The following is a 26,547-nucleotide window of genomic DNA, read 5'->3' as shown; positions in this document are numbered from 1 at the left end:
TCACGGCCCGGCTAGCGGCGTCGTCGACCCCCGCCATATCGAGGCCTTCAGGCAGGCGCAGGAACCAGCGGTAGCCCCGCGGCCGAGGTGGCAAGCCCGCATCTCTCAGGTAGGCGTCGACGTCCGGCTCACGTCGCATGTTGCCCGGGCCGGCGTACCAGGAGATCATCGCGTGCCAGCCTGTCTCAGCGATTTCGATCCAGCCGTCCGGTCGGGGCCCTTCAGCGATCTGCTCCCACATCGTTAGTCACCTTTTTGTTGAGGGCCTAGCAGGGGCAGGGCCCGGGTGCGTTGATCATCCCAGCCAGGCCCCTGCCTTGGGGCGACAGTTGCGGGAAGTAGCAACGTGCAGCACCCATTCGGGACCCAGAATCGCTGAGCGTTCAACTTTCCGGCCGGGTACTTCGAGTAGCCGGCGGGTGAAGCAACCACCGCACGTGACCAAGACCTAGCAAACGTAGCTTCAGCCGATGCAAGGTCATTGAACCAGCCGCGACCCGTTTACCTCTACCTCACCGTGACCGCCCACGGACGAGGGAAACTCGGCCATCCCCCGCACTAAAGCGCGTCAAAACAGCTGCATGCCGTTTAACCCGAAACCTCCGATGATTTGGGTGATCTGCGGCTGAAAGCGGAAGAACTCGTAGATGCCGATCACGAGTAACGGGCCGATGAACATCAAGACGAACATGAGCCAATGCCAGGGGGAGATCATAGACCCTGTGAGCTCGTCCGTAGGGGATGTGTGGGAGGTATGGGTATGTGAAGGCTCGGCCGACCCAGCGGCGGAATCCGTAGGGGCTCCGGCCCCCGGAGTTACTTCTTCAATACGGTGGGAACGGTGCGCTCCAAGATGAAGGTTGTTCGTCATTTACTCACCGTCGGGCCCGGCCATGAGCCCCTACTGTGGCGCTACTGTGAACCTGCTGTGAAGCGGGAGCCATTCCCCCAGTCCTCCTATCTTCTTCCCAGCTGCCGCGGTGAAGCGGCGGCCAGGGAGGCCACGGCTTCGTTTCACTGCGATCGAGTACCGCCTGCACCGTCGTGGCCCCTGTGTCGTGGTGCCCAGGCCACAGTTTGCGAAGCGCTGCCGCTGGGACCGGTGCATTTATGTTCTCTGTTCGCGACCAAATTCCTCGACGCTCCTGCCCAGCGACATCGCAGCTGCCACCGGCCGTCCCGAGAAATTCCTGGCCCTTCACTTCGCAAACGAGGTCTGGCGATTGAACACCGGCGAGATCATGGGGCATGCAGGCACCGCGCCGCAGAACATCGACGCCGACTCCGCATTCGCCGAGGAGATCGGCATGATCCCCATCCGGCTGACGAAAGAGCAGCCTGGGTACATCCTAAATTCGCTGCTGGTTCCGTTGATGCCCTCGGCCGTGAAGCTCTATGTGCGCGACGTCGCCGACGTGCCGGACATCGACGTGACCTGGCGCAGGACCACAGGCGCACCTTTCGGTCCGTTCGAAATCCACGACGTCATCGGGATGGAAACGCCCTAAAACCTCAATAGCCACAGCGAGGATCCGGGACTTCGCAAGTTTGCGGACATCCTCAAGCGAAATTTCATTGAAACGGGTCGAATGGGACGAGCCACCGGAAGCGGGTTCTACGACTACACGAAGTCGCGAAAGGACCGGCCTATCTGAGCGCTGCTCAGATAGGTCGGTCCTTTTGTTCGGACAGGTCGGCGTGTCTCACGCGACGGAAGCGCCCCGCAACGACGGCGCGGCGATCTAGAAGTCCCAGTCCTCGTCTTCGGTGTTGACGGCCTTGCCGATCACGTAGGAGGAGCCGGAGCCGGAGAAGAAGTCGTGGTTCTCGTCGGCGTTGGGGCTCAGGGCGGACAGGATGGCCGGGTTCACGTCCGTGACGGTCGACGGGAACATGGCCTCGTAGCCGAGGTTCATCAGCGCCTTGTTGGCGTTGTAGTTCAGGAACTTCTTGACGTCCTCGGCCAGGCCAACGGAGTCGTAGAGGTCGTGGGTGTACTGCACCTCGTTCTCGTAGAGCTCATAGAGCAGCTCGAAGGTGTAGTCCTTCAGCTCCGCGCGGCGCTCCTCGCTGACCTTTTCCAGGCTGCGCTGGAACTTGTAGCCGATGTAGTAGCCGTGCACGGCCTCGTCGCGGATGATCAGCCGGATCAGGTCGGCGGTGTTCGTCAGCTTGGCGCGGGAGGACCAGTACATCGGCAGGTAGAAGCCGGAGTAGAACAGGAAGGATTCCAGCAGCGTGGACGCGACCTTGCGCTTGAGCGGATCGTCGCCCTGGTAGTAGTCCATGATGATCTGCGCCTTCTTCTGCAGATTCTCATTCTCGGTGGACCAGCGGAACGCCTCGTCAATCTCCTTGGTGGAGCACAACGTGGAGAAGATCGAGGAGTAGCTCTTGGCGTGCACCGATTCCATGAACGCGATGTTCGTGTAGACCGCTTCCTCGTGCGGGGTCAGCGCATCCGGGATCAGGCTGACCGCGCCCACGGTGCCCTGGATAGTGTCCAGCAGGGTCAGGCCGGTGAAGACGCGCATGGTCAGTGTCTGCTCGTCCGGGGTCAGCGTGTTCCACGACTGCACATCGTTGGACAGCGGGACCTTCTCGGGCAGCCAGAAGTTGTTGCAGAGCCGGTTCCAGACCTCAACGTCCTTCTCGTCCTCGATCCGGTTCCAGTTGATCGCTTCCACGTGGTGCAGAAGCTTGACCTTCTCGGCTGACATCGCGTCCCCTTCTTCCCAAAGTCTGTGTTGTCCCATGATGCCCGAATGCCGGCCGTGGTGCGGCCGGCCCTCACCCGCGGGCGGGCCGGATTGCCGGTGTCCCGTCGGTGCACGTACGACGGCGGGCGGGCACCCGCCGTCGTACTTTTCAGTTGTGCGGGGCTGCTACAGCATGCAGCTGACGCAACCCTCTACTTCGGTTCCTTCCAGCGCGAGCTGGCGGAGCCGGATGTAGTAGATGGTCTTGATGCCCTTGCGCCACGCGTAGATCTGCGCCTTGTTGATGTCGCGGGTGGTGGCGGTGTCCTTGAAGAACAGCGTCAGCGACAGGCCCTGGTCCACGTGCTGGGTAGCCGCGGCGTAGGTGTCGATGATCTTCTCGTAGCCGATTTCGTACGCGTCCTGGTAGTACTCCAGGTTGTCGTTGGTCAGGTACGGCGCCGGGTAGTACACGCGGCCCAGCTTGCCTTCCTTGCGGATCTCGATCTTGGACGCCACCGGGTGAATCGAGGAGGTGGAGTTGTTGATGTAGGAGATCGAACCGGTCGGCGGAACGGCCTGCAGGTTCTGGTTGTAGATGCCGTGCTCCATCACCGAAGCCTTCAGCTCCCGCCAGTCTTCCCGGCTGGGGATCTCCACGTTCGCAAACAGTTCCTTGACCCGCTCGGTCTGCGGCAGCCACTCCTGCTCGGTGTACTTGTCGAAGAACTCGCCCGAGGCGTACTTGGACTTCTCGAAGCCGCCGAACGTCTGGCGGTGTTCGATCGCCAGCTTGTTCGAGGCACGCAGGGCGTGGAACAGCACGGTGTAGAAGTAGATGTTGGTGAAGTCCAGCCCTTCTTCGGAGCCGTAGTGGACCCGCTCGCGGGCCAGGTAGCCGTGCAGGTTCATCTGGCCGAGGCCGATGGCGTGCGACTGCAGGTTGCCTTCGGCGATCGAGGGCACCGAGTTGATGTAGGACATGTCCGACACGGCGGTCAGCGCACGGATGGCGGTCTCGATGGAGGTGCCGAAGTCGGGCGAGTCCATGGTCTTGGCGATGTTCATCGACCCGAGGTTGCAGGAGATGTCCTTGCCGATCTCGGAGTAGGTCAAGTCCTCGTTGTACAGCGACGGCGACGAAACCTGCAGGATCTCCGAGCACAGGTTGGACATGATGACCTTGCCGTCGATCGGGTTGGCCCGGTTCACCGTGTCCTCGAACATGATGTACGGGTAGCCCGACTCGAACTGGATCTCGGCCAGCGTCTGGAAGAACTCGCGGGAGCTGATCTTGGTCTTCTTGATCCGGCTGTCGTCGACCATCTCGTAGTACTTCTCGGTGACAGAGATGTCCGAGAACGGCACACCGTAGACGCGCTCGACGTCGTACGGGGAGAACAGGTACATGTCCTCGTTCTTCTTCGCCAGCTCGAAGGTGATGTCCGGGACAACCACGCCGAGCGAGAGCGTCTTGATCCGGATCTTCTCGTCCGCGTTCTCGCGCTTGGTGTCCAGGAAGCGGTAGATGTCCGGGTGGTGGGCATGCAGGTACACCGCGCCGGCACCCTGGCGGGCGCCGAGCTGGTTGGCGTAGGAGAAGCTGTCTTCGAGCAGCTTCATGACCGGGATGACGCCGGAGGACTGGTTTTCGATCTGCTTGATCGGTGCGCCGTGCTCGCGGATGTTGGTCAGCGACAGGGCCACGCCGCCGCCGCGCTTGGACAGCTGCAGGGCGGAGTTGATGCCGCGGGCGATCGACTCCATGTTGTCTTCGATGCGCAGCAGGAAGCAGGAGACCAGCTCGCCGCGCTGGGCCTTGCCCGCGTTGAGGAACGTCGGGGTGGCCGGCTGGAAGCGGCCGTCGATGATCTCGTCCACCAACTGGGTGGCCATGGCTTCGTCGCCGCGGGCCAGGTGCAGGGCCACCATGCAGACACGGTCTTCGTAGCGCTCCAGGAAACGCTTGCCGTCAAACGTCTTCAGCGTGTAGGACGTGTAGAACTTGAACGCGCCCAGGAAGGTCTCAAAGCGGAACTTCTTCTTGTAGGCCCGGTCGTAGAGCGAGCGGATGAAGTTCATCGTGTACTGGTCAAGCGTTTCGCGCTCGTAGTACTCGTTCTTGATCAGGTAGTCGAGCTTCTCTTCCAGATCATGGAAAAAGACCGTGTTGTTGTTAACGTGCTGCAGGAAGTACTGGTGTGCAGCCTCGCGGTCGGCTTCGAACTGGATCTTGCCGTCCGGGCCGTAGAGGTTAAGCATGGCATTGAGCTCGTGGTAGCCCAGCCCCTTGAAGGCGGCCGGCAGCTCTGCCTTGGCGTCGGCTACGGCCGCGTGTGCAACTGTCGTTTCCAAAAGAGTTCCAATCCTTGCTTGACCCGGTCTACGTCCTCGGACGTGCCCATGAGTTCGAATCGATAGAGAAGGGGCACCTGGCACTTTGCTGCGATTTTCTCCGCCGCCAGGCAGTAGGTTGTGCCGAAATTCGTGTTGCCGGCACCGATCACGCCGCGCAACAGCCGCCGGTTCTCCTCGCGGTTGAGGAATTTAATGACTTGCGGCGGAATCGAGTTCCTGCCGGATTCCCCGCCATAGGTGGGCAGCACCAGCACGAACGGTCGGAGCGCTTCCAGCCTCTCCTGCTGGGTGCGCAGCGGGATCCGTGCCGCCGGCAGGCCCAGCTTCTGCATGAAGCGGTCCGTGTAGCCGGAGGCCGAGGAGAAGTAGATCAGGTCCGTATCGGCTGTCCTGCCGTCCGCCGGACCTGCCTGCTGCGTCCTGGCGTCCTCACTCATCAGCAGCTCGGTCATGACGTGTGGTTCTGGCTTCGCTCGGTGCGGGTCAGGCTACGGAAGCGGCGGCCTGGGCCAGCTCCTCGATCTTGTCGGGGCGGAAACCGGACCAGTGGTCCTGCTCGGTGACAACCACAGGGGCCTGCATGTAACCAAGGGAACGGACACGCTCCAGCGCTTCAGGATCCTGGGACAGGTCAACGCTCTGGTAGGCGATGCCCTTCTTGTCCAGAGCCCGGTACGTGGCGTTGCATTGCACGCATGCTGGCTTGGTGTAAACCGTTACAGTCATGGTCCTTCTCCCCTAATTTTCGGTACGACGTTTCTGCTGTTTTCTTGGCTGCACGACCTCCCGTGGAAGGACCCGGACTCACTGCCCAACAGCTGCTCCAATACTACATCTAGTGGACTCGGCCAATCGGAACCCCAAGATGATGTATTACAAGTATGTCATTCCATTCCCAGCTTCGTCCACAGCCCATGGGGATATCTTTCGGTGGTTAAACAGTTGATATTCCGGCCTTCTCACTCCGCCGTCCACAGCCTGTGGATTCCCTGCCCACAGCTTGGGAAAGTATCGTGTCGCCGCTTCGTCGGCGTGTCGCTCGTAGTGCGGCCGCCACTAGATGTTGTGGTCCGTAGGTCGGAGAGTGTCCGTGCTCACCGCTTGGTGCGTGATGTGAACGATAGCGGTCCGCTCGGACACTTCCCACGCCGGCACCTGGTATGGCGGCGCCGGGGCCGTTCCAGCCAAAAGGGCCCTCCTCCTGCGGACCCTCCTGCTCCCCACCTAATAGAACAATGCAAGACCCGGTCACATTCCTCCGGCCGGCCGGTAACCGCACCCAGAGAGCGGCCTTGACGCTACAGCCCGCCGTCCGCACCGACAGGGCGCACCGACTGGGCGCACCGGCAGGAAGTCCGACGTATCGTCAGGACCTCCGGGCTATCGATAGCCCAAGGTAGGCTGGGCTGAATCACCCACATGCAACAGGAGAGCTGATGGTCAACACGGTGCACCTGCGTACGTTGCTCGAGGTGACCCGGCACGGTTCGTTCGCCGCGGCGGCCGCCAACCTGGGCTATACGGCCTCGGCGGTCTCGCAGCAGATGTCCGCCCTGGAGCGCGAAACCGGCGCGAAACTGTTCGAGCGGTCGGCCCGCAGCGTCCAGCCGACCGAAACGGCGCTGGTGATGTCCCGGCACGCGGCCAAGGTGCTCACGGATATCGATGCCCTGCTGGCGGCCGCCGCCCGCAGCCAAGACACCAGCACCCAGGAGATCCGGTTAGGCATCTTCCCCAGCTTGGCCACCTATGTACTCCCCCGCCTGTTGCAGGCACCGGAATGGCCCGGCCTGGGAATCAACCTCAAAGTCTCGGTCGCCGAGCCCGGACAGACGATCCAGGGGCTTCGGGCCGGCGGCGGACTCGACATCGCCCTGGTCTTCCAGGTGGGCCAGGGCGGTTTGGCCTGGCCCAACACCGTGAGCCGACAGTGGATCGGCGACGACAACTTCCGCGTGGTGCTGCCCGAATCGTGGGGCATCCGTCCCGGCGCCTCCGTGACTGCCTCGCAGTTGGCCGAGATGCCGTGGATCATGCACCACCCGGGCACGGCCGACGCCACCGTGATTGAGCGGCTCTTTGCCAGCTGCAACCTTCATCCCCGGGTGGTGGCCTACTGCGACGACTTCAATGCCAGTCTGGCCATGGCCGGTGCCGGCCTAGGGGCCGCGCTCGTCCCGGAGTTGGCCATGCACAAAGGGCCGGGCGGGATTGTGGTGCTGGACGTTCCGGAAATCCGGCTGGCCCGAAACATCTTCGCGTTATTAACCAGCGACAGGCAGAACGCGCAACTGGGCCTGTTCATGGACCAGCTGTCCTTGATCCTGCGCGACATGAGCATCACTACCCGGCGAGCCTGAAGGAAACACCCTGCTGTCGGTATCACGAATCGACAGGTCTGTCCCTGAGCCTGCCGACGGTTCGAAGTGCATATCCCCACTCGCTTGCCGACTGATCAATTGCACGGCGCTCACTCGCTAGGTTCGTAGCCGACAAGCCAATGTAGTCCGTGACGATCGATAACCTGGCCATCTGAGGCACCCCATGGCTTTGGCGAGAGGGAATCGATCACCGAGCCGCCGACGGAAAGTTTCTGGAACCATTCATGAAGGACTTCCGGTTCGGCGGTTCCCAGTAACGACAGCATGATTCCTTCGAACCGGACCGTTGTTTCACCTTCGGCTGCGTCCGCTCCCGCCAGGGCAACAACACCGTTGAGCGTTCCATGAGCTATGGCCTCAGGTGCGCCGTCCCTCCTGCCAAAGTCCTCGTACGTGTGTAAGGCAAGCTCTCCGCCGAAGACATCCGCATAAAAGTTCAAGGCTTCGCGTGCCGTTCCGGGGAAATAGATATAGAGCTGGGGCCCTGCCATGTGACCGCCGGACAAGGCAGTCAAGGCAGTACTGTCATTTATCCGGTCGATGGTGGCACCCCAGCCCTCCCGGGTGCCATCGAGAACGGGGTCCTGCACCTTTTGGATGCCTCGGCTCGCGGAGAACTGAACGGTGAGGACAAGCTCCGATTCCGTGCCGAGATCGTTGAGCTGGACCGTGACAACAGGCGCATCTAGTTCCTTCCCGTCGTCCAGATCAGGCCAACCGCCGGCTGCTCCCCAGCGGAACACGAGGCGCTCGTCGGGAACAATCTCCAGGTAAATCCCCCCAGTGGGGTAGCTGAGATTTTCATTGACGACCATCTGCTGTTTCCACGTTCCACCAACCCGAAGGTCAACCTCAATAGGTGTGGTGGGCAGGGGCATGTCGGGATTGTAAAACCAAGCGAGGTGCTCGGGGTCGGTCCAGGCAGTGAACACAGCATGCCGTGGTGCGGCCACAATGCGAGTAAGGGTGAAGCTTCGATCCTGCGTCGGGTGGTCGGTCATCATCTATCCCCCGGTTCCGTGGGCTATCTGGTCGATTCGGCGTGATGCAGCGCTAAGGGTCAAGACGATCGAGCCTGGCGCCCAGGACGTCGCGGCGCGGGCGCATCCGTTCTCCCACCTGCATCTCGAGTCCGGTTGAAGGCAGCAGCTCCCGCACTGAGCAGAGCGTAATTTCGCCTCAGTGCAAACACAAGGTCGGCGACGGCCCCGGGGTACCGCCGTCGTCATTCAGCGCCCGAGGCAACGGCAGGCGCCGCCGGTTCCCGAGGTGAACGGGATCCGGCGGCGCCGTGCTGATTGATGCTGGTGTTCCGGGCTGCCTTACTTGGCGGTCAGGCCGTCCACGTACTCCTGGTTTTCACCGATCCACTTTTCCACGACCGGGCCGTAGTCGTCGGTGTCTGCCTCGTTGAACATGGCGTTCTCCAGCGAGTACAGGGTCTCGGAGTCCATCTTGAAGTCCTTCAACCAACCGGCCAGGGTCGGGAAGTCCTCCGCGAAGCTGGTGCTGGAGTAGGCGTAGATGCCCTCGGTATCGCCGAGGGTTCCCTCGGGATCTTCGAGGTCCTTGAGCGGGAAGGCATCGTAGGCCCAGTGCGGGCGCCACAGCGTCACGGCGATGTTCTCGCCGGCGGCGGTGGCCGACTTCAGCTCGGAGAGCATGGCCGGGGTGGATGAGGTCAGGTACTCCATCTTGTCCAGGCCGTAGGTCGGGATGACGTTCTTGGTGGTGGCCTCGGTCAGGCCGGCGCCGGGCTCGATGCCCACCAAGCGGTTGTCGAACTGGTCGGCATTGGCGGCAAGGTCCTTGAGCGAGTCGACCGGGGCGTCCTCGTTCACCGCGATGGTCAGCTTGGCCTCGTCGTTCCACTGACCCAGTTCGGTGATCTTGTCGCCGTACTCTTCCAAATAGCTGGCGTGCGTGACCGGCAGCCAGGTATCCAAGGTCAGGTCATAGTCCCCCGTGGACAGGCCGGAGAACACCGGGGCCGGGTCTGCGTACTCCAGCGTGACCTTGTAGCCCTTATCCTCCAGGATGGCCTTCCACAGTTCCGACGCCGCGATGCCCTCATCCCAGCCGTTGAAGACCGCGATGGTGACGTCCTGCTGGTCGCCGTTGTCCAGGCCGCTGGCTGCCTGCCCGCCGGACTCGCCGCCACCGTTGCCACAGGCCGTCAGTCCGAGGGCTGCGACGGCGGCTACGGCCGCCAGCTTGCTGTAGTGCTTCATTGTTGTTCCCCTTCGTTATGCCCACTGAGGGCACGTTGATTGGTCTTGCAGCTAACCGCGTCAGGCGTCCTGCAGACTTCGTTTCGCTGTCCGGCTGACGCGCTGGCGCCCTCCTGGCTGTGATGCCTTACCCACGCTGGCAGTGACTCGGTCCAGGAAGATGGCGAGGATGACTACTGCCAGTCCGGCTTCGAACCCGAGGCCGGCGTCGATCCGGTTCAAGCTGGCGACCACTTCGCCGCCCAATCCGCCGGCGCCGACCATCCCTGCAATGACCACCATGGACAGCGCCAGCATGATCACCTGGTTGATGCCCGCCATGATCGTGGGCATGGCCAGCGGCAGTTGGATCTTGCGCAGGATGCTGCCCGGGCTGGACCCGAAGGCGTAGCCGGCCTCCACCACTTCCTTGTCCACCCCGCGGATGCCCAGCTCGGTGAACCGCACGCCGGGTGCCATGGAGAAGATGATGGTGGCGATGATGCCGGGAACCACGCCGACCCGGAACATCACCAGGGCAGGAATCAGGTACACCATGGCGGGCATGGTCTGCATGAAGTCCAGGATCGGCCGGATGATGGCCGAGGCGGTGTCGGAACTGGCGGCGAGGATGCCGGCCGGGATGCTGATGAGAATGGCCACCACGGTGGCGACGATGACCAGCGCGAACGACTCCATGGCATGTTCCCACTGGTTCACGCCGACGATCAGCAGGAAGCCCACTGCGGTGCCCAGCGCCAGCTTCCAGCCCTTGGCCGCGTAAGCGATGGCCGCGAAGACGATGATAATCACCCAGGAGGGAGGCGTGATAAGCAGCCACTCCAGGCTGTCGTAAGCCCCCAGGAAGACGCTGCGGATAAAGGCGAAGAGGCCGGCAAAGGTCGCCAACAGCCAGTCCAGAGCGACGTCGACCCAGTCGCCCAGCGGGATGCGGAATTCGAGATCCACTAGCGGGTCCCCCCTTCAACCGGCGTCGTGACATCCATTGATGTCTTGTTGAGCGTGCGTGTGACTTCCTGTTCGGGTATCGGCGCGGGAGCGCTTTCGACGATCGGAAGGTCTGTGGTGCTGGACGGTACGTTGCCCAGCGCGGCCAGCAGCGTCACCCGGGGTATCACGCCCACCAGCCTGCCCTCGTCATCAACCACGGGCAGCGGGATGGGACTCTCCACGGCCAGGCCAAAGAGTTCCGCGAGCGGCGTCTCGGCCCGCACCGGGCCGTTGCCGTTGCGCACCGCGGCGGCCAGATCCTGCGCCCGCGATTCGACCAGATGCATCACATCCCGGTCGCGTACCGTGCCGAAGAAGGTCCGGCGCCGGTCCACCACGAAGGCTGCCGAGGTCTGCAGGTCGCGCATGGTGCGCAGCGCGTTCCGCGGTCCGCTCGAGAGATTGACGACGGCGCGGGCCGGCTCCATCACCGATCCGGCAGTCAGCACGCGCGTCCGGTCCACGTCCTGGACGAACTGCGCCACGTAGTCGTTCGCGGGGTGCGTCAGGATGTCGTCGGGCGTGCCGATCTGCACAATCCGGCCGTCTCGCATCACGGCGATCCGGTCGCCGAGGAACATGGCCTCGTTCAGGTCGTGCGTGATGAACACAATGGTCTTGCCCAGGTCCGCCTGCAGCGCGACCAACTGTTCCTGCATTTCGCGGCGGATCAGCGGGTCCAGGGCGGAGAAGGCCTCGTCCATCAACAGAATGTCGGTCTCCGCGCACAGCGCACGGGCCAGGCCGACGCGCTGCTGCATACCGCCGGAGAGCTCCGCCGGGAACTTGGCGCCCCAGCCTTCCAACCCCACCAGCTTCAGCACTTTCTCTGCCTGGGCAAGCCGTTCGGCCTTGGCCACGCCCTGCACCTCGAGGGCGTAGGCGGCGTTGTCCGCCACGGTGCGGTGCGGCATGAGGGCGAAGTGCTGGAAGACCATGGAGATCTTTTGCTGCCGGACTTTCCGGAGCTCGCCGTCGGAGATCGTCGAAATATCCGTGCCGCCGACCACCACGTTGCCCGCGGTCTGCGGCTGCAGTCCGTTGAGTGTGCGGATCAACGTCGACTTGCCGGAGCCGGAGAGCCCCATCACCACGAAGATTTCACCGGCCCGGACATCGAACGACGCGTCGATCACTGCTGCGGTCCCCAGCGCGGAGACCTCCTCGCGCGTCTTTCCGGCCTTCAGTCGCTTCACGGCTTCGGCCGGTCGCTTGCCGAAAACCTTATAGACATTTTGTACGCTCAGTGCGATTTGTTCGTTCACTACGGCCCGTCTACGCTGCAGCCCCGCCAGGAACGGACAGTTTTGCAGCGATTGGTGCTTGGTCTTTTGCGGACAACTACACGCGTCAAACTCAGATGCTCCTGGTTGCCGTGGTTACGGCGCCCAGAAAGACGGTTTCGCCGAAGCGATGACGGGAAGCTCCCCCAACCGCCAGTTCGACGTCCAGCACATGTGGACTCCGCCACGGGTCTGCATAGCTCGCCCACATGCCGTTCGTATTACTGGTTGTTCGTCCCCAACCGTAACAATCCGATGTTCACTCTGAGCTGAATATTGGACGGAAACCGTTGAGGTCATTGCAGGCTAGCAGCGGTTTGGCCCCGTAATCCCGGGGCTGTCAAGGAGTTATGCCATCGTGACCACCGGCGCGGAAAATGGCACTATTTCGCAAGTGGATGCGTCCTGCGCAACACACCGGCCTCGCTTGGAGCGTGGCTGTCGGGATCCCCCGCGGACGGCACGCATTCCCGGACAGCCTTCCTCCGGCCCGCCCAGCAATGACACCAGGAGGGCAGCCCGAGCCTGCGCGCTTCCGGGCCTGAAGACCGGGGGGACACAGGGCAAACATGGAAGCCTCCTTGGCAATGGACGCCGGTGGTGTCACGCTCGACACACGTGAGCAGTGGCGGCCTTCGTGCTCGACAAGCACAAGCGCACTCAAAAACTAAGGAGCAGCATGACGATCGATGTTTCCGCCCTCCGCGCCGAGTTCCCGTCACTGACGTCTGGACTGGCTCATTTTGACGGCCCCGGAGGCACGCAAACGCCAGCGGTTGTGGGACAGGCGATTGCCCGCACCTTGACCGGCCCGTTGTCCAACCGCGGCACATCGGTCGCCAGCGAACTCAATGCCGAGAACGCCGTCTCGGGTTTCCGCACCGCCGTAGCCGACCTGCTCGGCGCCTCTCCCGAAGGGATCGTGTACGGGCGCAGCGCCACCCAGATTGCCTACGACTTCTCACGCACTCTGGCAAAGACGTGGAAACCAGATGACCAGATCGTCGTCTCCGGGCTCGACCACGACTCAAACATCCGGCCCTGGCTCCAGGCCGCCGAAACAGCAGGCGTCACCGTCCGCTGGATTCCGGTCGACCCCGGCACCGCAGAACTTGATCTATCCACTGTCGACGAGATCGTCAATGAGCGCACTAGGCTGGTTGCCGTCACCGCTGCTTCCAACCTGCTGGGCACCATGCCCCCGGTCGCGCGAATCGCGGCGCGCGCACACAAGGTCGGCGCCCTCGTTTATGTCGATGGCGTGCATTACACCGCCCACGCCGCAGTCGACATCAAGGCGCTGGGTGCGGACTTCTTCACTTGTTCGCCGTATAAGTTCTTCGGGCCGCACTGCGCCGCTCTCGCCGCCGAACCCGGCCTGCTGGAGACCCTGAAACCTGACAAGCTGCTACCTTCTACCAACAAGGTCCCCGAGCGATTCGAGCTCGGCACTTTGCCCTACGAAATCATGGCCGGCACAACCGCGGCTGTGGACTTCATCGCGGGGCTCGCGCCGGACAAGGGCCCGCGGCGGGAACGGCTAATCGCTGCCCACCACCTCATCGAGCACCACGAAGTGCGGCTGCGTCAGCGCATCGAAGAAGGTCTCGCCGACCTCGGGGACCGCATCACCATTCACTCGACCGCAGCAGAGCGCACCCCGACCCTGTTCTTTACCTTCCGCGACAAGAACGCAAACGAAGTCTCTCAGTTCCTTGCAGACCAGGACATCCTCGCTCCCGCCGGCAGCTTCTACGCCCACGAGCCCTTCCAAGCCCTCAAGCTCGCTGTCGATGCCGGCATGCGCGTTGGACTCGCACCCTACAAGACGACGCTGAGATCGACCGCCTCATCACGGCACTGTCAAAGTTCCTCTGAAGACGGCGCAGGCCGGACAAAGAAAACACCCCGGTCCGAAGACCGGGGTGTTGACCATCAGCGGAGTCATCCGTGCAAAGGATGTCTCACACATCATCTTGGTGGAGCTGAGGGGACTCGAACCCCTGACCCCCTGCATGCCATGCAGGTGCGCTACCAGCTGCGCCACAGCCCCTTGAAATGGAAGTCTTTGCCGACGTAACGGCATGTATTCCACTGCGTGAATATCACCGATGGTGTCTTCACGAGTGGAGCTGAGGGGACTCGAACCCCTGACCCCCTGCATGCCATGCAGGTGCGCTACCAGCTGCGCCACAGCCCCGTTATCCTTGCGGATTCCGTGCCGCTTCCTTCGAAGCAACTTGAATATTCTATGCAGAGAACGGCACGGATTCCAAATCAGCAGACGGGTTCGGAACGTGCCACCGGCGCCGCGCAGGGCGGTACCCTGCCGCAGGTGCCACGTTCACCCTCGGCTACTCAGTCCCCGTTGACGCCGGCTTCTCGTCCAGTTGCAGGTCGATGGGCGGGCAATCCTTCCACAGCCGTTCCAGGGCATAGAAGACGCGGTCCTCCTGGTGCTGCACATGGATGACAACGCCGGCGTAGTCCAGCAGTACCCAGCGTCCTTCGGATCGGCCTTCACGGCGGACCGGGCGCAGGTCCTGCTTGTGCAGTTCCTCTTCGATGCCGTCGACGATCGCGTTGACCTGCCGTTCGGTCTGCGCCGAGGCGATCAGGAACACATCAGTGATGGCCAGCCGCTCGCTGACATCGATGGCGACGATGTCCTCGGCGATCTTGTCGCTGGCTGCCTTGGCGGCGGTGCGCGCAATGGCGATAGAGCTTTCGGGTGCGGTCATGTGTCTCCTTGAAATGTAAACCAGCTATTGATTGGCGGCTTCAGCCGCCGAAAAGTCCAAGCATCATGGCGATTCCCGCTGCGAAGGCAGCGGCGCCAAGCACCAGTGCGGCACCGACGGCAAGCCGGGTCCGATGGACGCGGGCCAGCCCCGCGGTCCGGGCGTCGAGTGGATCCAGTCCGTGGGCACTGCTGGCCTTGAGCGGGTGGATGGTAGCGCTGCGTCCCCCGGCCAGCGCTTCGGCTTCGGCCAGGATCTTTGACCGCGGCGCGGCACCCGTTGCCTGGGCGGCGCTGGGTGCCGGCTTTGCTTCCCGCGGCACCGGCACAGCCCGGGTTGCGGCGGAAGCTTCCGGCTTCGGTACCTGTGCTGCGGGCCGCCGCTGCGCGGGGGCTGCCTGCCGTGCGGAGCCAGTCTGCCGGGCAGGAGGCGTCGGAGCCGGCGCTACCGGCGTCGTCACCACGGGAACATAGGACGTCGAGGACGGCCGGAGCACGTGTTGGTCGGATCCCGGCACGGCCACAAACTCCATCGGTGCCGAAGCTATGTCCGGTATTGGCCGGTCCGTGGCCGAGTGCCGGCGCTGTTCGTTCTCGTCGCTGAGCCGCTTCTTATCGGCAGCCCGGCGGTTGAGGACTGCGGCACGCTCGGCCAGGGCCTTCTGCTGCGCCAGCAGTTCCAGGTCCACCTCATGCGGAGACTCTTCCTGCCGAGCCTCCATCATGGCGACCATGTTCTTGGCCTGGCCCATCAGCAGGTCGCGGGCGGCCAGGGCCTGCTCCACGCTCATCTCGCCGGCGTCGACTGCCTCGCGTCCGGCGGCGGAGAGCTGTGGTTCCTGTCCCTCGGCCTGCGGCTGGACCGGGTGCCGGCCGGTGTCGCCGCTGCGCCGGGCACGGCGGCCGCCTTCGATCGGTGGACGCTGTGGCTCATACGGGGCGTCAGCCGGAGCCGCCGAGGTCCGGGCCCGGCCATCCGCAGGCTGAGCCGCGGTGCGGGCACGACTGTCCGTTGGCTTGGCCAACGAACGGGCGGGATCAGCAGCCGGAACGCCGGAGCCACCGGCACGGCCGCCAGCGGTGCCCGTGGTACGGGCTGGGCCATCCACCGGCGCCTCGGGGGCCAGACCGGGGTTTTCACGCTGCAATTGCTGTTGGCGCAGCTGGCGCCGGGTAGGCACCTGTTCCCGCTCCGGGGCGGGGATCTGCGGCAGGGCTGCGGTCAGGGTCTTGAGCGCACGGCGTGCCTCACGCTCGCGGGCGCGGGTCTGCGAGGAGCGTTCGCCCTGGCGTTCGCGGGAGGCTGGAGGGGCTGCGTCGCCGGAGGCTGCGGCAGCGTCTCCCCCGCCGTCGACCGGGGCACTTGCTTGGGCATCCGGTGCCTGCGGGACGATCCCGGAGGCAGACTCCGGACCCGTAACGGCGCCATCGCGCTGCCTCCGGAGGTCCCGGCGGCTGCGCGGCGGCTGGGATTGATTGCTCATGCTTTGCTGATCACCCAGTAATAAACGACTGATTTCATTGGCTCGGTTCAAGTTGGCTCGTCACTGCGGCGCCCTGCGACGAGCGCCGGTAGAGACCGTACTTGGCTATGTACTGTACTACGCCATCCGGAACCAGGTACCAGACGGGCTGGTCCTCGCCCACGCGCTCCCGGCAATCCGTGGAGGAAATGGCCATCGCAGGAACCTCCAGCAGGCTGACGTCCTTGCGGCCCAGATTATGCAGTTCATGCCCCGGCCTGGTCACGCCCACAAAGTGCGCCAGCGACCACAACTCGTCGATGTCCTTCCAGGACATGATCTGCGCCAGCGCGTCCGCTCCGGTGATGAAGAACAGTTCGGCGTCGGGTCGCGCCGCGCGCAGGTCCCGCAACGTATCAATGGTGTAGGTCAGGCCCGGACGTTCGATGTCCACCCGGCTGACCGTGAACCTCGGGTTGGATGCCGTGGCGATCACCGTCATCAGGTAGCGGTGTTCGGCCGGACTGACGTCGCGTCCGGTTTTCTGCCACGGCTGGCCGGTGGGTACGAAGACCACCTCATCCAGGCCGAACACGGACGCTACCTCGCTGGCTGCCACCAAGTGTCCGTGGTGGATCGGATCGAATGTTCCGCCCATGACGCCAAGCCGGAGCTTGCGCCCCGGGTAAGTGAGGTGCAGTTCTCCGGCTTGCGGGGCTTCAACAGGCAGCGCGGGCACGAACGGCTAGTGGCGCGCGGCTTGGCCGTGGTCGTGCTTATTCGGGAACTGGCGGTGCGGGTCCACCTGCTCCTCGACGGCCGAGTGGCGCTGGCCCACGCTGGTGAACGCGATCGTGGCAAACATCAGGAGCACGAACAGCGTCATGAATCCGACGCCGATGGCCCACGCGGGGACGGGAAGTTCGACGTGGGCGGCTTCGCTGGCCACCAGTGCGGCGTCGAGGACCTGAGACAGCATGATTCTCCCTTGATGTTTTCAGTCCGGCCGCGCTCAGGCGGACGGGGATATGGCTTCCTACTCATGGTACGCGTTCCGGCAGCGGAACCGTGATTCAGCGCCGGAACTGCGCCGGCTCGCTACAGGTTCAGTCGCGGACCTGGCCGTCGCCCTGCACGATCCATTTGGTAGTGGTCAGCTCACGCAGGCCCATCGGGCCGCGGGCATGCATCTTCTGCGTGGAAATACCCACCTCAGCGCCCAGACCAAGTTCCCCGCCGTCGGTAAACCGGGTGGAGGCGTTGACGATTACCGCTGCCGAATCGATCTCTGCGATGAACCGCTCAGCGTTGCGCAGGTCATTGGTAAGGATCGCTTCGGTGTGCCCCGTGGTCCAGGTCCGGATGTGCCGCAGCGCATCGTCCATGGAGTCCACCATGGCCACCGCAAGGTCCAGGTCCATGTATTCGCGGGCCCAGTCCTCGTCTGTGGCGGCGGTCGCTTCGACGCCGGACGGCAGGATGCCGGCCACGCGCTGGTCCACGTGCAGCCGCACTCCGGCTCCGGCCAGGGCTGCGAGCACATCTGCCGTGGCCGCGGCATCGCGGTGCACCAGCAGGGTCTCCACGGTGTTGCACACCGACGGCCGCTGCGTTTTGGCGTTGAGCAGGATGTCCACGGCCATCTCCGTGCCCGCGGACTCGTCCAGGTAGATGTGGACGTTGCCTTCGCCGGTCTCGATCACCGGCACCTTCGCGTTGTTGACCACAGACTGGATCAACTCGCGGCCGCCGCGCGGAATCAACACGTCCACCAGCCCGCGCGCCTGCATCAGGGCGTTGGCGCCGTCCCGGCCGTAGTCGTCCACGCTCTGCACCGCGTCGGAGGGCAGGCCCACCCGGTCCAGCGCATCGCGGATGATGCCCAGCAGCGCAACATTGGTGTGCCGGGCCGCGCTGCCGCCGCGCAGGATCACGGCATTGCCGCTCTTGAGCGCCAGGCCGGCGATGTCCACGGTGACGTTCGGGCGTGCCTCGTAGATGGCGGCCACAACGCCCATCGGGACATGGACTTGGCGCAGCCGCAGTCCGTTCGGCAGGGTCTGTCCGCGCATCACGGTCCCCACCGGATCAGGCAGCGCGGCAAGGTTCTCCAGTGCGGCGGCCAGCCCATCGATCCGCTTGGTGTCCAGCGTCAGCCGGTCCAGCAGCGCGGCGCTGGTGCCGTTTGCCTTGCCTTCTTCCACGTCTTGGCGGTTGGCCTGCAGCACCACGTCGCGTTTGGCGACCAGCGACTCGGCGATCTCCCGCAGCGCCTTGTCCTTCCACGCCCGGTTGGCCCGTGCCATCCGCCGCGCTGCGTTCCGGGACCGGACCGCAATGGCCTCAACGGCCGCGGCGGCATCCGGCTTCTGGCCGTCCTGGGTCGCTTCGGTCGTGGGCTGGGAAGAGGCTGTCTGGGTCATACAGCAGATTTTAGCCGGTGCGCCACGGGAAGTACGACGACGGAGGTCACGTTACGCCGTCGGCCCGGCGGCGGGGTGGTTCAGAGCACCACCAGATCGTCGACGTGGATGATTTCGCGTTCGTACTGCCTGCCCAGCGACGCCGCGAGTTCCTTGGTGGAGCGGCCGAGCATCCGCGGCAGTTCATAGGAGGAGAAGTTGACCAGGCCGCGGGCCACCACCCGGCCGTCGCCGTCGGCCAGTTCCACCGGATCCCCCGGTTCGAAGTCGCCCTTGACCGAGACGATGCCGGCCGGCAGCAGTGACCGGTGCTTGTCCCGCACGGCCTGCACGGCGCCGTCGTCAAGGATGAGCCGGCCCTGCACGGAGGCCAAGTGCGCCAGCCACAGCAGCCGCGGCGGCCGGCGGGTGCCGCTGACCGCAAACCAGGTTCCCACGTCCTCGCCGGCCAGCGCGCGGGCCGCGTTCGGCGTGGACGTGACCAGTGCCGGGATGCCCGAGCCGGCCGCGATTCCGGCGGCCTCGACCTTGGTCATCATGCCGCCTGTGCCGACACCCGCGGCGCCGGTGCGGCCGATGTTCACGCCATCCAGATCCTCCGGCCCGGACACCAGCGGAATCCGCTGCGCGCCGTCCTTGGGCGGACCGTCGTAGAGCGCATCGACGTCGGACAGCAGCAGCAGCGCGTCGGCCTTGACCAGGTGCGCCACCAGCGCGGCCAGCCGGTCGTTGTCGCCGAAGCGGATTTCGTGCGTGGCCACGGTGTCGTTCTCGTTGACCACAGGGACGACGCCGAGGTGCAGCAGCCGGTGCATCGCCCGGTAGGCGTTGGCGTAGTGCTGGCGGCGCATCAGGTCCTCGGCGGTCAGCAGCACCTGGCTGACAGTGATGCCGCGGGCGCCGAAGGCCTGCGTGTAGCGGGCCATCAACAGGCCCTGTCCCACGCTGGCCGCGGCCTGCTGGGTGGCCAGGTCCTTGGGCCGGCGGCCCAGGCCCAGTGGGGCCAGTCCGGCGGCGATGGCTCCGGAGGACACCAGGATGACTTCGGTGCCGGCATTGCGGCGCGTTGCCAGGACTTCCACCAGGGACAGCAGCGCCTCCTCGGAGATGCCACCGGCCACCGAGGTCAGCGAGGACGAGCCGACCTTGACCACCAGGCGATCCGCCGTGGCCAGCAGGGTCCGGCCGGCTGCCGTGGCCGGCTCAGAGCTCATCGTCGTCGTCATGGTCTTCCTTCTCGATCCAGACTCCTGACTTGCGCTCGGCCTCGAGCTCGGCGCGGGTGGCGGCCCTGGCCTCCTTGCGCTCCTGGTACTGCTCGCGCTTCTCTTCGCGGGTGGGCCGGATGTACTCCATCAGGCGCAGGTCGGTGCCGCGCGGGGAGGACAGCAGCTCCGCGCCGGCGGCCATGGTGGGCTCCCAGTCGAAGACCACTGCGTCGTCCTCGCCGATCACCACGGTGTCCCCCGGGCGCGCTCCGGACTTGAACAGCTGGTCCTCGACCCCCAGCTTGGCCAGCCGGTCGGAGAGGTAGCCCACGGCTTCGTCGTTGTTGAAGTCGGTCTGCTTGACCCACCGCTCGGGCTTGTCGCCCAGCACCCGGAACAGCGGTTCCAGGTTCTTCTCTTCACGGCGGATGATGAAGCCGCGGTCGTTCACGGACCGCGGGCGCAGCACGGCAGGCGCGACCTTCGGCGGCGCGGCCTTCACTTCGGCGCGGGCCTTGGTGACGATCTCGGCCATGGCGAAGCCCAGTTGACGCAGGCCCTCGTGGCTGGAGGCCGACACGTCGAAAACTCGGTATCCGCGCTTTTCCAGCTCGGGGCGCACAAACTCGGCCATGTCGCGGCCGTCCGGCACGTCAACCTTGTTCAGCGCCACCAGCTTGGGGCGCTCGTTCAGCGGGACCACGTCGCCGTCGGCACCGGCGTAGCTCATGTCCACGGCGTACTGTTCCAGTTCGCGCTCGATGATGTCCAGGTCGGACAGCGGGTCGCGGTCCGCTTCCAGCGCGGCGCAGTCCAGCACATGCACCATGGCCGCGCAGCGCTCCACGTGGCGCAGGAAGTTGTGGCCCAGCCCCTTGCCCTCGCTGGCGCCTTCGATCAGCCCGGGCACATCGGCGATGGTGAACCGCACGTCGCCTGCCTGCACCACGCCCAGGTTCGGCACCAGTGTGGTGAACGGGTAGTCGGCGATCTTCGGGCGCGCCGCGGACATGGCAGCAATCAGGCTGGACTTGCCCGCGGAGGGGAATCCGACCAGCGCCACATCGGCGATGGACTTCAGCTCCAGGACGATGTCCCGCTCGTCGCCCGGAATGCCCAGCAGGGCAAACCCGGGGGCCTTGCGCTTGGCCGATGCCAGCGCGGAGTTGCCGAGCCCGCCCTGGCCGCCGGCGGCGGCCACGAACTCGGTGCCGTCGCCCACCAAGTCGGCGAGCACATCGCCGTTCTTCGTCTTGACCACCGTGCCGTCCGGCACGGGCAGCACCAGCGTGGCGCCGTTCTTGCCGCCGCGCCAGTCCCCCATCCCGGGCCCGCCGTTGGTGGCATGGCGGTGCGGGGCGTGGTGGTAGTCCAGCAGCGTGGTGGTCTGGCTGTCCACGCGGAGGATCACGTCGCCGCCGTTGCCGCCGTTGCCGCCGTCGGGCCCGCCCAGGGGCTTGAACTTCTCGCGCTTGACGGAGACGCAACCGTGGCCACCGGATCCGCCGGAAACGTGCAGGACTACCCGGTCAACGAATGTTGCCACGTGATCGATCTCCTCTATGCCGATGGGCCACAACTGAAACGGCCCACCAGTGATTCTAGTCTGGTTAAAACACCAGTGAGGCGGACCGTCGGCCCGCCTCACTGGAAAGCATTTTGCTGCTGGAAGATTACTCCGCAGCCGCTGCCACGATGTTGACCACGCGGCGTCCGCGGCGGGTACCGAACTCAACGGCACCGGCCTCAAGGGCGAACAGCGTGTCGTCGCCGCCACGGCCGACGTTGGCGCCGGGGTGGAAGTGGGTACCGCGCTGGCGGACGATGATCTCGCCGGCGGAAACTACCTGGCCACCGAAGCGCTTGACGCCCAAGTACTGAGCGTTGGAGTCGCGGCCGTTGCGAGTGGAACTCGCACCCTTCTTATGTGCCATTTGTTTTGCCTACCTTTTGATCTTAGGAACGTTACAGAAAGTCAGCGGACCGCTTACGCGATTCCGGTGACCTTGACCTTGGTCAGTGCAGAACGGTAGCCCTGGCGCTTCTTGTAGCCGGTCTTGTTCTTGTACTTCTGGATGACGATCTTCGGACCGCGGAGATTCTCGACGATCTCGGCGGTGACCTTGACGTTGGCCAAGGCATCGACAGCAGAGGTGACCTTGTCGCCGTCGACCAGGAGCAGAGCAGGCAGCTCGATGGTGCTACCAGCCTCACCGGGGACGCGGTCAAGGGTCACGAGGTCTCCAACGGAAACCTTTTCTTGGCGGCCGCCGGCGCGGACAATCGCGTACACCACTTGGGAACTCACTTCTCTAGACGTTTATTACAGTTTTTGCTCGAATACGCAGGCACGTTCATGACGGCCTGGAAAGCACTGTGCATCCGCGCCTGCGGGTGGAAACCCTTCGAAGGCGTACGCACCGAAGATCTAGATTACGCTATTGCGGCTATCCGCCGCAAACCAGCGGCTCCGGGAGTGCCGGAGGGGCTCTGCGTGATCCTTTACCTGGCGCGGGCGGACTGGAATCCGCTCGGTCGCACCTAGTAATACTACTGCCGTCATGCCGGGACGCGTGCATTTCCGCTCCGCGACACGGCGGGGACGGCACAGGCCGCGGCCCCAAAGGGTCCGCGGCCTGTGCTGAAACTGGCTGCTACAGCTCCGAGGCCGGCACTCCCACGCCCAGCACCAGCGGAGCGGCGGCTTCGGACTTGCCTGCCGCCGCCTCGGCCAAGGCGGGCGCTGCCGGCGCCGCTGCGGCGTGCCGGTGGCTGCCGTTGCCTTCCGGAGAGATGGAGACATCCACGGTCTCCACCGGAGCGTCGGCCGCACCCTGCGGGCTGCTGGCAGCACGACGGCGGCGCGGCTTGCGGACCGGGGCTGCGGCAGGAGCCTGCGGCTCGGCGGCGGCCGCGGGCCGGACCTGATCAGCGGCCACCGAAGCCTCGGCGCCAGCGGACCGGTCGGCAGCGACCGGCTCCGGTGCGGCTACCGGGGCGGTCCGCTCCGGCTTCTCCACCGGGGCGACCTTGTTGAAGGCCTCGGTCAGGCTTTCCAGGGTCAGCGACGGCTCTGCCGGGGCGGCCGCCGGAGCATGCGTGGCACGCGGAATGGCAACGGTCTCGCCGTTGATCTTCAGCACTCCCGCTCCGCCATCCTCGTCGGCCGTCGCTGCCGGGGTGGCAGCGGCTGCTGCGATGCCGGAATCGTCGGCACGGCGCGACCGGCGCTTGCGGCCGGAGGCGGCAGGCTGGCCCTGCGCCGGGGCCGTTGCGGCGGCGGCTTCGGGCTTGCGAGGGCCGCCGGATGCGGGGGCTGCTTCGGCGTCGTGCTGTTTGGCCTTGGCCGCCTCGGGGTGCTCTTCCGCCTCGTGGGCGGCATGGGCCGCGGCGGCGATGTTGGCCAGTGCCGCGCGGGCGGCCTCGGCCCTGGCCTTGCGCTCGGCGTCGTCCTCCTGCACCACTGGTGCCGGCGTCTCGGCGGGCGACTCCTGCTGGCCCTGGCCGCGGCTGCGGCGCTTCTCGCTGCGGGACTGCCGCTCCGAACGCTTCTCGATCCGGACCTGGTGGTGCTCGGTCGCGGCGCTGGCGCGGCGGTGCTCGACCGGTTCGTCGTGGGTGATCACGCCGCGGCCGGCGCAATGCTCGCACTGCTCGCCGAAGACCTCCAGCAGCCCGGTGCCCATCCGCTTGCGCGTCATCTGGACCAGGCCCAGCGAGGTCACCTCGGCCACCTGGTGCTTGGTGCGGTCGCGGCCCAGGCACTCGACCAGCCGGCGCAGCACCAGGTCCCGGTTGGACTCCAGCACCATGTCGATGAAGTCGATGACGATGATGCCGCCGATGTCGCGCAACCGCAGCTGGCGGACCACCTCCTCGGCCGCCTCCAGGTTGTTCTTGGTGACGGTTTCTTCGAGGTTGCCGCCGGAGCCGGTGAACTTGCCGGTGTTGACGTCCACCACGGTCATCGCCTCGGTGCGGTCGATCACCAGCGAGCCGCCGGACGGCAGGAACACCTTGCGGTCCAGCGCCTTGTGGATCTGCTCGTCCAGCCGCTGGGCGGCGAAGATGTCCGTCTCCGAGGTCCACTTTTCCAGCCGGTCCACCAGGTCCGGGGCCACGTAGGTCACGTAGGCCTCGATGGTGTCCCAGGCTTCCTCGCCGGAAACTACCAGCTTGGAGAAGTCCTCGTTGAACACGTCGCGGACCACCTTGATGGTCAGATCCGGCTCCGCGTAGAGCATTTCCGGTGCCAGCGTCTTGGTGGAGCCGGCACGCGATTCGATGCCTTCCCACTGCGCGCGCAGCCGGTTGATGTCATTCATCAGCTCTTCTTCGCTGGCGCCTTCGGCCGCGGTGCGCACAATTACGCCGGCACCGTCCGGAACATGTTCCTTGAGGATCTTCTTCAGCCGGTTGCGTTCCACATCGGGCAGCTTGCGCGAGATGCCGGTCATCGAGCCGCCGGGCACATAGACCAGGAAGCGGCCCGGCAGCGAGATCTGGCTGGTCAGGCGGGCGCCCTTGTGGCCCACCGGGTCCTTGGTCACCTGCACCAGCACCGAGTCGCCGGACTTCAGCGCCAGCTCGATCCGGCGCGGCTGTCCGTCCAGGTGGGCAGCGTCCCAGTTGACCTCGCCGGCGTAGAGCACGGCGTTGCGGCCGCGGCCAATGTCGATGAAGGCCGCTTCCATGCTGGGCAGCACGTTCTGTACCTTGCCCAGGTAGACGTTGCCGATCAGCGAATCCTGCTGCGTCTTGGAAACGAAGTGCTCGGCGAGCACACCGTCTTCGAGCACGCCGATCTGGATCCTGTCGTCGCGCTGGCGGACCACCATCTGGCGGTCGACGGATTCGCGGCGGGCCAGGAACTCGGCCTCGGTGATCACCTGGCGGCGGCGGCCGGACTCGCGGGATTCGCGGCGGCGCTGCTTCTTGGCCTCGAGCCGGGTGGAGCCCTTGACCGATGCCACCTTGTTGCTGGGGGCCGTCTCCGCCACCGGACGCGGTGCCCGAACGCGGGTGACCGTATTGGGCGGATCATCCTCCGAGCCGCCGGTGAGTTCCAGATCGGCATCGCCGCGGCGACGACGACGGCGGCGGCGCGACGTCACGCCGTCCTTCTCCCCCGCCGCGCTTTCTTCTGCGGTTTCGGCGGCCTCGTCGGTTCCTTCGGTGCCGCCCGCCTCGCCGCTGCCGGTCTCGGCCTCGGCACGGTTGCGGGTGCGTCCGCGGCGGTTCCGGCGGCTGCGGCGCTGGCCGCCGTCTTCGTCTTCCTCTTCGGAGTCCGCTGACGCGGCCGGTTCCTGCTTGGCCGCGGCGACGGCGGAGAGGTCAGGGGCGTGGAAGAGCAGGGATACCGGCGAGGACGGAATGCTGAACGGATCGTTCCCGGCACCGGATTCCGTTGCTGCGTCTTCGGCCTGAGCCGCTTCGGCGGCAGGTTCGACGGCGGGGCCGGCTGCGGGAGCAGACTGCTCCGCGGCGGTGGCTTCCGTTCCTTCCGTGGCGGCGGGGGCCGCCGCCTTGGTGGAACGACGACGGCGGGAGGGCGCCTTCACGGGCTGCTCGCCCACCGCCGCGGCGGCTGGCTCGGTGGCTGCCTCTGTGCCGGCGGCCTGCTCGGCGGTGGCTGCCTCTGCGGTGGCTGCCTCTGTGCCGGCGGCCTGGTCGGCGGTGGCTGCATCGGCGGTGGCTGCCTGGGCGCCCGAAGCGTCAGCTTCCGCGGCTACGGGCTCCGGTGCGCCGGCCGGGGCCTCGCCTTCGGCGGTGGTCAGTTCTGCTGCGGCAGCCTCGGTGGCCTGCGCGGCGGTGCTGCGGCGGGTCCGCGTGGTGGCGGCAGTGCGACGGCGGCCAGCCGGCTTTTCGGCGGGTTCCTCCGCGCCTTCGGCCTCCAGGATGCCGTCGGCATCGACGGGCTGCTCAACCGGCTGCGCTGCACGGCTGCGGCGCTGGCGGGCCGGCTTGCCCGCGGTTTCGGCATCGGTTTGCACGGCAGGGTCCAGCACGCCGTCCGGCGCGGCTCCTCCGGCGGCCTCAGCGGTCTCGGCAGGCTGCGCGTCGCTGCCTTCCTGCAGTGCCGCTTCCTGGGCAGCCGCTTCGGCGGCCTTCTGCGCGGCGGTCTTGCGCGGCTGGCGGGTTCGGGCCTTCGCGGCAGGTGCGGCCTCGGCAGCCGGGGCGGCGGCGGGTTCGGCCGCACTTGCGGCAGCAGTCTCTGCTCCTGCGGCGGAAGCCTCGCCCGGCTGCGCGGCCTGCGCGGCCGCTGCTTCGGCGGCCTTCTCGGCGGCGGTCTTGCGCGGCCGGCGGGTCCGGGTGGTGGCTGCCGGCGCTGGTGCGGCGGACTGGCTGCTTTCCGCAGCTACTCCGGCCGGCTGCTCCGGCGCGGAAGCCGTGTCGGTGCCCGGCGTTGCGGCGGAGGCACCGCCGTCGTTAGTGGAATCAACGGCCGCGGCGGGCAGTTGCACATCCAGCTGGTCCTGCGACGGTGCGGACACGGTGGGCTTGCGGCGGGGGCGCGGCGGTTTCTTGGCTGTTCCCTCCGGCGAGTCGGCCGGTGTAGAGGTAGCGGGTATTACCTGTTCATTGTCCATTTAAAGTTATGCTCCAACCCTTGCGGCACCGGCCACATCCCGGTGCCCTCGGGGGCATGTAGCCGGGTGTCCGGGCGCCTGAGGCTGCCCGCCACCGAAAGTCGTCTTGGTATCACCCGAGCTCGCGCCATCACGTGGGGCGCGGCACACCCGGGGACCAGCGGCGCTTTTCCGTCTGCCG

20 protein-coding genes, 2 tRNA genes and 4 pseudogenes are annotated in these 26,547 nt (G+C 65.6%); 3 read left to right on the top strand and 23 right to left on the bottom strand.

Annotated elements, in window-relative coordinates; all coding sequences use genetic code 11:
• Positions 1-49: 49 nt before the first annotated feature.
• Both AB0N75_RS07095 and AB0N75_RS07090 read right to left on the bottom strand, forming a co-directional pair.
• Positions 50-241: pseudogene (locus AB0N75_RS07095) on the bottom strand (DUF5956 family protein); the annotation flags it as partial.
• Between the two features lie 327 nt (positions 242-568).
• Entirely contained in the window at positions 569-691 is a 123-nt protein-coding gene (locus AB0N75_RS07090; protein ID WP_364647148.1) for a hypothetical protein, read from the bottom strand.
• Positions 692-980: 289 nt separating this feature from the next.
• Here AB0N75_RS07090 and AB0N75_RS07085 point away from each other — a divergent pair, with 289 nt between their 5' ends.
• On the top strand, positions 981-1,508 hold the full coding sequence (locus tag AB0N75_RS07085; protein WP_364647145.1) for a 3-hydroxyacyl-CoA dehydrogenase NAD-binding domain-containing protein: 528 nt from the start codon (positions 981-983) through the stop codon (positions 1,506-1,508).
• 234 nt (positions 1,509-1,742) lie between these two features.
• On the opposite strand, the gene nrdF is transcribed toward AB0N75_RS07085, so the two are convergent.
• The 4 genes from nrdF to nrdH all read right to left on the bottom strand — a co-directional run bounded on the left by nrdF (position 1,743) and on the right by nrdH (position 5,783).
• A complete protein-coding gene (nrdF, locus tag AB0N75_RS07080; protein ID WP_127513744.1) occupies positions 1,743-2,720 on the bottom strand; it encodes a class 1b ribonucleoside-diphosphate reductase subunit beta in 978 nt (325 codons plus the stop codon).
• 165 nt (positions 2,721-2,885) lie between these two features.
• Entirely contained in the window at positions 2,886-5,006 is a 2,121-nt protein-coding gene (gene nrdE / locus AB0N75_RS07075; protein ID WP_364647872.1) for a class 1b ribonucleoside-diphosphate reductase subunit alpha, read from the bottom strand.
• Positions 5,007-5,023: 17 nt separating this feature from the next.
• Positions 5,024-5,500 (bottom strand): class Ib ribonucleoside-diphosphate reductase assembly flavoprotein NrdI, encoded by a 477-nt coding sequence (nrdI, locus tag AB0N75_RS07070; RefSeq protein WP_364647869.1) that lies wholly within the window; start codon positions 5,498-5,500, stop codon positions 5,024-5,026.
• A 40-nt stretch (positions 5,501-5,540) separates the two neighbouring features.
• Positions 5,541-5,783, bottom strand: a complete 243-nt coding sequence (nrdH, locus tag AB0N75_RS07065; protein WP_127513743.1) for a glutaredoxin-like protein NrdH — start codon at positions 5,781-5,783, stop codon at positions 5,541-5,543.
• 710 nt (positions 5,784-6,493) lie between these two features.
• Here nrdH and AB0N75_RS07060 point away from each other — a divergent pair.
• Positions 6,494-7,417 carry a LysR family transcriptional regulator gene (locus AB0N75_RS07060; protein ID WP_364647140.1) on the top strand — a complete coding sequence of 308 codons (924 nt, stop codon included), beginning with the start codon at positions 6,494-6,496 and terminating at the stop codon, positions 7,415-7,417.
• A gap of 110 nt (positions 7,418-7,527) precedes the next feature.
• On the opposite strand, the gene AB0N75_RS07055 is transcribed toward AB0N75_RS07060, so the two are convergent.
• The 5 genes and pseudogenes from AB0N75_RS07055 to AB0N75_RS07035 all read right to left on the bottom strand — a co-directional run bounded on the left by AB0N75_RS07055 (position 7,528) and on the right by AB0N75_RS07035 (position 11,924).
• Positions 7,528-7,929, bottom strand: coding sequence for a VOC family protein (locus AB0N75_RS07055; protein ID WP_364647866.1), 402 nt, complete (start codon positions 7,927-7,929; stop codon positions 7,528-7,530).
• A 48-nt stretch (positions 7,930-7,977) separates the two neighbouring features.
• Positions 7,978-8,439, bottom strand: a pseudogene (locus AB0N75_RS07050) (SRPBCC domain-containing protein); the annotation flags it as partial.
• Between the two features lie 321 nt (positions 8,440-8,760).
• Complete coding sequence (locus tag AB0N75_RS07045; protein WP_364647138.1) at positions 8,761-9,669, bottom strand: glycine betaine ABC transporter substrate-binding protein; 909 nt, start codon at positions 9,667-9,669, stop codon at positions 8,761-8,763.
• Positions 9,670-9,729: 60 nt separating this feature from the next.
• Entirely contained in the window at positions 9,730-10,617 is an 888-nt protein-coding gene (locus AB0N75_RS07040) for a proline/glycine betaine ABC transporter permease (RefSeq protein ID WP_364647135.1), read from the bottom strand.
• On the bottom strand, positions 10,617-11,924 hold the full coding sequence (locus AB0N75_RS07035) for a glycine betaine/L-proline ABC transporter ATP-binding protein (protein WP_364647132.1): 1,308 nt from the start codon (positions 11,922-11,924) through the stop codon (positions 10,617-10,619). The genes AB0N75_RS07040 and AB0N75_RS07035 overlap by 1 nt, the downstream gene beginning before the upstream one ends.
• A gap of 697 nt (positions 11,925-12,621) precedes the next feature.
• Here AB0N75_RS07035 and AB0N75_RS07030 point away from each other — a divergent pair.
• Positions 12,622-13,716 (top strand): annotated as a pseudogene (locus AB0N75_RS07030) (cysteine desulfurase-like protein); the annotation flags it as partial.
• 203 nt (positions 13,717-13,919) lie between these two features.
• On the opposite strand, the gene AB0N75_RS07025 reads toward AB0N75_RS07030, so the two are convergent.
• The 12 genes and pseudogenes from AB0N75_RS07025 to AB0N75_RS06970 form a co-directional block, all read right to left on the bottom strand.
• A tRNA-Ala gene (locus AB0N75_RS07025) sits at positions 13,920-13,995 on the bottom strand.
• A 74-nt stretch (positions 13,996-14,069) separates the two neighbouring features.
• Positions 14,070-14,142 (bottom strand) — tRNA-Ala (locus AB0N75_RS07020).
• 154 nt (positions 14,143-14,296) lie between these two features.
• Positions 14,297-14,683 carry a ribosome silencing factor gene (gene rsfS, locus AB0N75_RS07015; protein WP_364647129.1) on the bottom strand — a complete coding sequence of 129 codons (387 nt, stop codon included), beginning with the start codon at positions 14,681-14,683 and terminating at the stop codon, positions 14,297-14,299.
• Positions 14,684-14,723: 40 nt separating this feature from the next.
• Complete coding sequence (locus tag AB0N75_RS07010; protein ID WP_364647126.1) at positions 14,724-16,166, bottom strand: hypothetical protein; 1,443 nt, start codon at positions 16,164-16,166, stop codon at positions 14,724-14,726.
• Between the two features lie 34 nt (positions 16,167-16,200).
• Entirely contained in the window at positions 16,201-16,845 is a 645-nt protein-coding gene (nadD, locus tag AB0N75_RS07005; RefSeq protein ID WP_364647864.1) for a nicotinate-nucleotide adenylyltransferase, read from the bottom strand.
• Positions 16,846-16,890: 45 nt separating this feature from the next.
• Positions 16,891-17,124, bottom strand: a complete 234-nt coding sequence (locus AB0N75_RS07000) for a hypothetical protein (RefSeq protein ID WP_364647123.1) — start codon at positions 17,122-17,124, stop codon at positions 16,891-16,893.
• Positions 17,125-17,251: 127 nt separating this feature from the next.
• Positions 17,252-18,568: a glutamate-5-semialdehyde dehydrogenase gene (locus AB0N75_RS06995; RefSeq protein WP_364647120.1), complete on the bottom strand. Its 1,317-nt coding sequence runs from the start codon at positions 18,566-18,568 to the stop codon at positions 17,252-17,254.
• Between the two features lie 80 nt (positions 18,569-18,648).
• Entirely contained in the window at positions 18,649-19,794 is a 1,146-nt protein-coding gene (gene proB / locus AB0N75_RS06990) for a glutamate 5-kinase (protein WP_364647117.1), read from the bottom strand.
• Positions 19,795-19,804: 10 nt separating this feature from the next.
• Positions 19,805-21,322, bottom strand: a pseudogene (gene obgE, locus AB0N75_RS06985) (GTPase ObgE); the annotation flags it as partial.
• A 127-nt stretch (positions 21,323-21,449) separates the two neighbouring features.
• Entirely contained in the window at positions 21,450-21,710 is a 261-nt protein-coding gene (gene rpmA / locus AB0N75_RS06980; protein WP_364647114.1) for a 50S ribosomal protein L27, read from the bottom strand.
• 53 nt (positions 21,711-21,763) lie between these two features.
• Complete coding sequence (gene rplU, locus AB0N75_RS06975) at positions 21,764-22,072, bottom strand: 50S ribosomal protein L21 (RefSeq protein WP_127513859.1); 309 nt, start codon at positions 22,070-22,072, stop codon at positions 21,764-21,766.
• Between the two features lie 358 nt (positions 22,073-22,430).
• Complete coding sequence (locus tag AB0N75_RS06970) at positions 22,431-26,366, bottom strand: Rne/Rng family ribonuclease (RefSeq protein WP_364647111.1); 3,936 nt, start codon at positions 26,364-26,366, stop codon at positions 22,431-22,433.
• Positions 26,367-26,547 lie beyond the last annotated feature (181 nt).

The sequence above is a fragment of the Arthrobacter sp. NPDC089319 genome (assembly GCF_040684925.1).
Classification (GTDB): domain Bacteria; phylum Actinomycetota; class Actinomycetes; order Actinomycetales; family Micrococcaceae; genus Crystallibacter.
Note: the sequence above shows the minus strand (reverse complement) of the source record. Positions and strands in the feature narration are given on the sequence as shown.

Excerpts from the sequence above, each read along its gene's own strand:
- AB0N75_RS07090 (WP_364647148.1), bottom strand. The coding sequence starts at position 691 with ATGTTCGTCTTGATGTTCATCGGCCCGTTACTCGTGATCGGCATCTAC.
- nrdF (WP_127513744.1), bottom strand. The coding sequence starts at position 2,720 with ATGTCAGCCGAGAAGGTCAAGCTTCTGCACCACGTGGAAGCGATCAAC.
- nrdH (WP_127513743.1), bottom strand. The coding sequence starts at position 5,783 with ATGACTGTAACGGTTTACACCAAGCCAGCATGCGTGCAATGCAACGCC.
- AB0N75_RS07060 (WP_364647140.1), top strand. The coding sequence starts at position 6,494 with ATGGTCAACACGGTGCACCTGCGTACGTTGCTCGAGGTGACCCGGCAC.
- AB0N75_RS07055 (WP_364647866.1), bottom strand. The coding sequence starts at position 7,929 with ATGGCAGGGCCCCAGCTCTATATCTATTTCCCCGGAACGGCACGCGAA.
- AB0N75_RS07045 (WP_364647138.1), bottom strand. The coding sequence starts at position 9,669 with ATGAAGCACTACAGCAAGCTGGCGGCCGTAGCCGCCGTCGCAGCCCTC.
- rsfS (WP_364647129.1), bottom strand. The coding sequence starts at position 14,683 with ATGACCGCACCCGAAAGCTCTATCGCCATTGCGCGCACCGCCGCCAAG.
- AB0N75_RS07010 (WP_364647126.1), bottom strand. The coding sequence starts at position 16,166 with ATGAGCAATCAATCCCAGCCGCCGCGCAGCCGCCGGGACCTCCGGAGG.
- AB0N75_RS07000 (WP_364647123.1), bottom strand. The coding sequence starts at position 17,124 with ATGCTGTCTCAGGTCCTCGACGCCGCACTGGTGGCCAGCGAAGCCGCC.
- AB0N75_RS06995 (WP_364647120.1), bottom strand. The coding sequence starts at position 18,568 with ATGACCCAGACAGCCTCTTCCCAGCCCACGACCGAAGCGACCCAGGAC.
- proB (WP_364647117.1), bottom strand. The coding sequence starts at position 19,794 with ATGACGACGACGATGAGCTCTGAGCCGGCCACGGCAGCCGGCCGGACC.
- rpmA (WP_364647114.1), bottom strand. The coding sequence starts at position 21,710 with ATGGCACATAAGAAGGGTGCGAGTTCCACTCGCAACGGCCGCGACTCC.
- AB0N75_RS06970 (WP_364647111.1), bottom strand. The coding sequence starts at position 26,366 with ATGGACAATGAACAGGTAATACCCGCTACCTCTACACCGGCCGACTCG.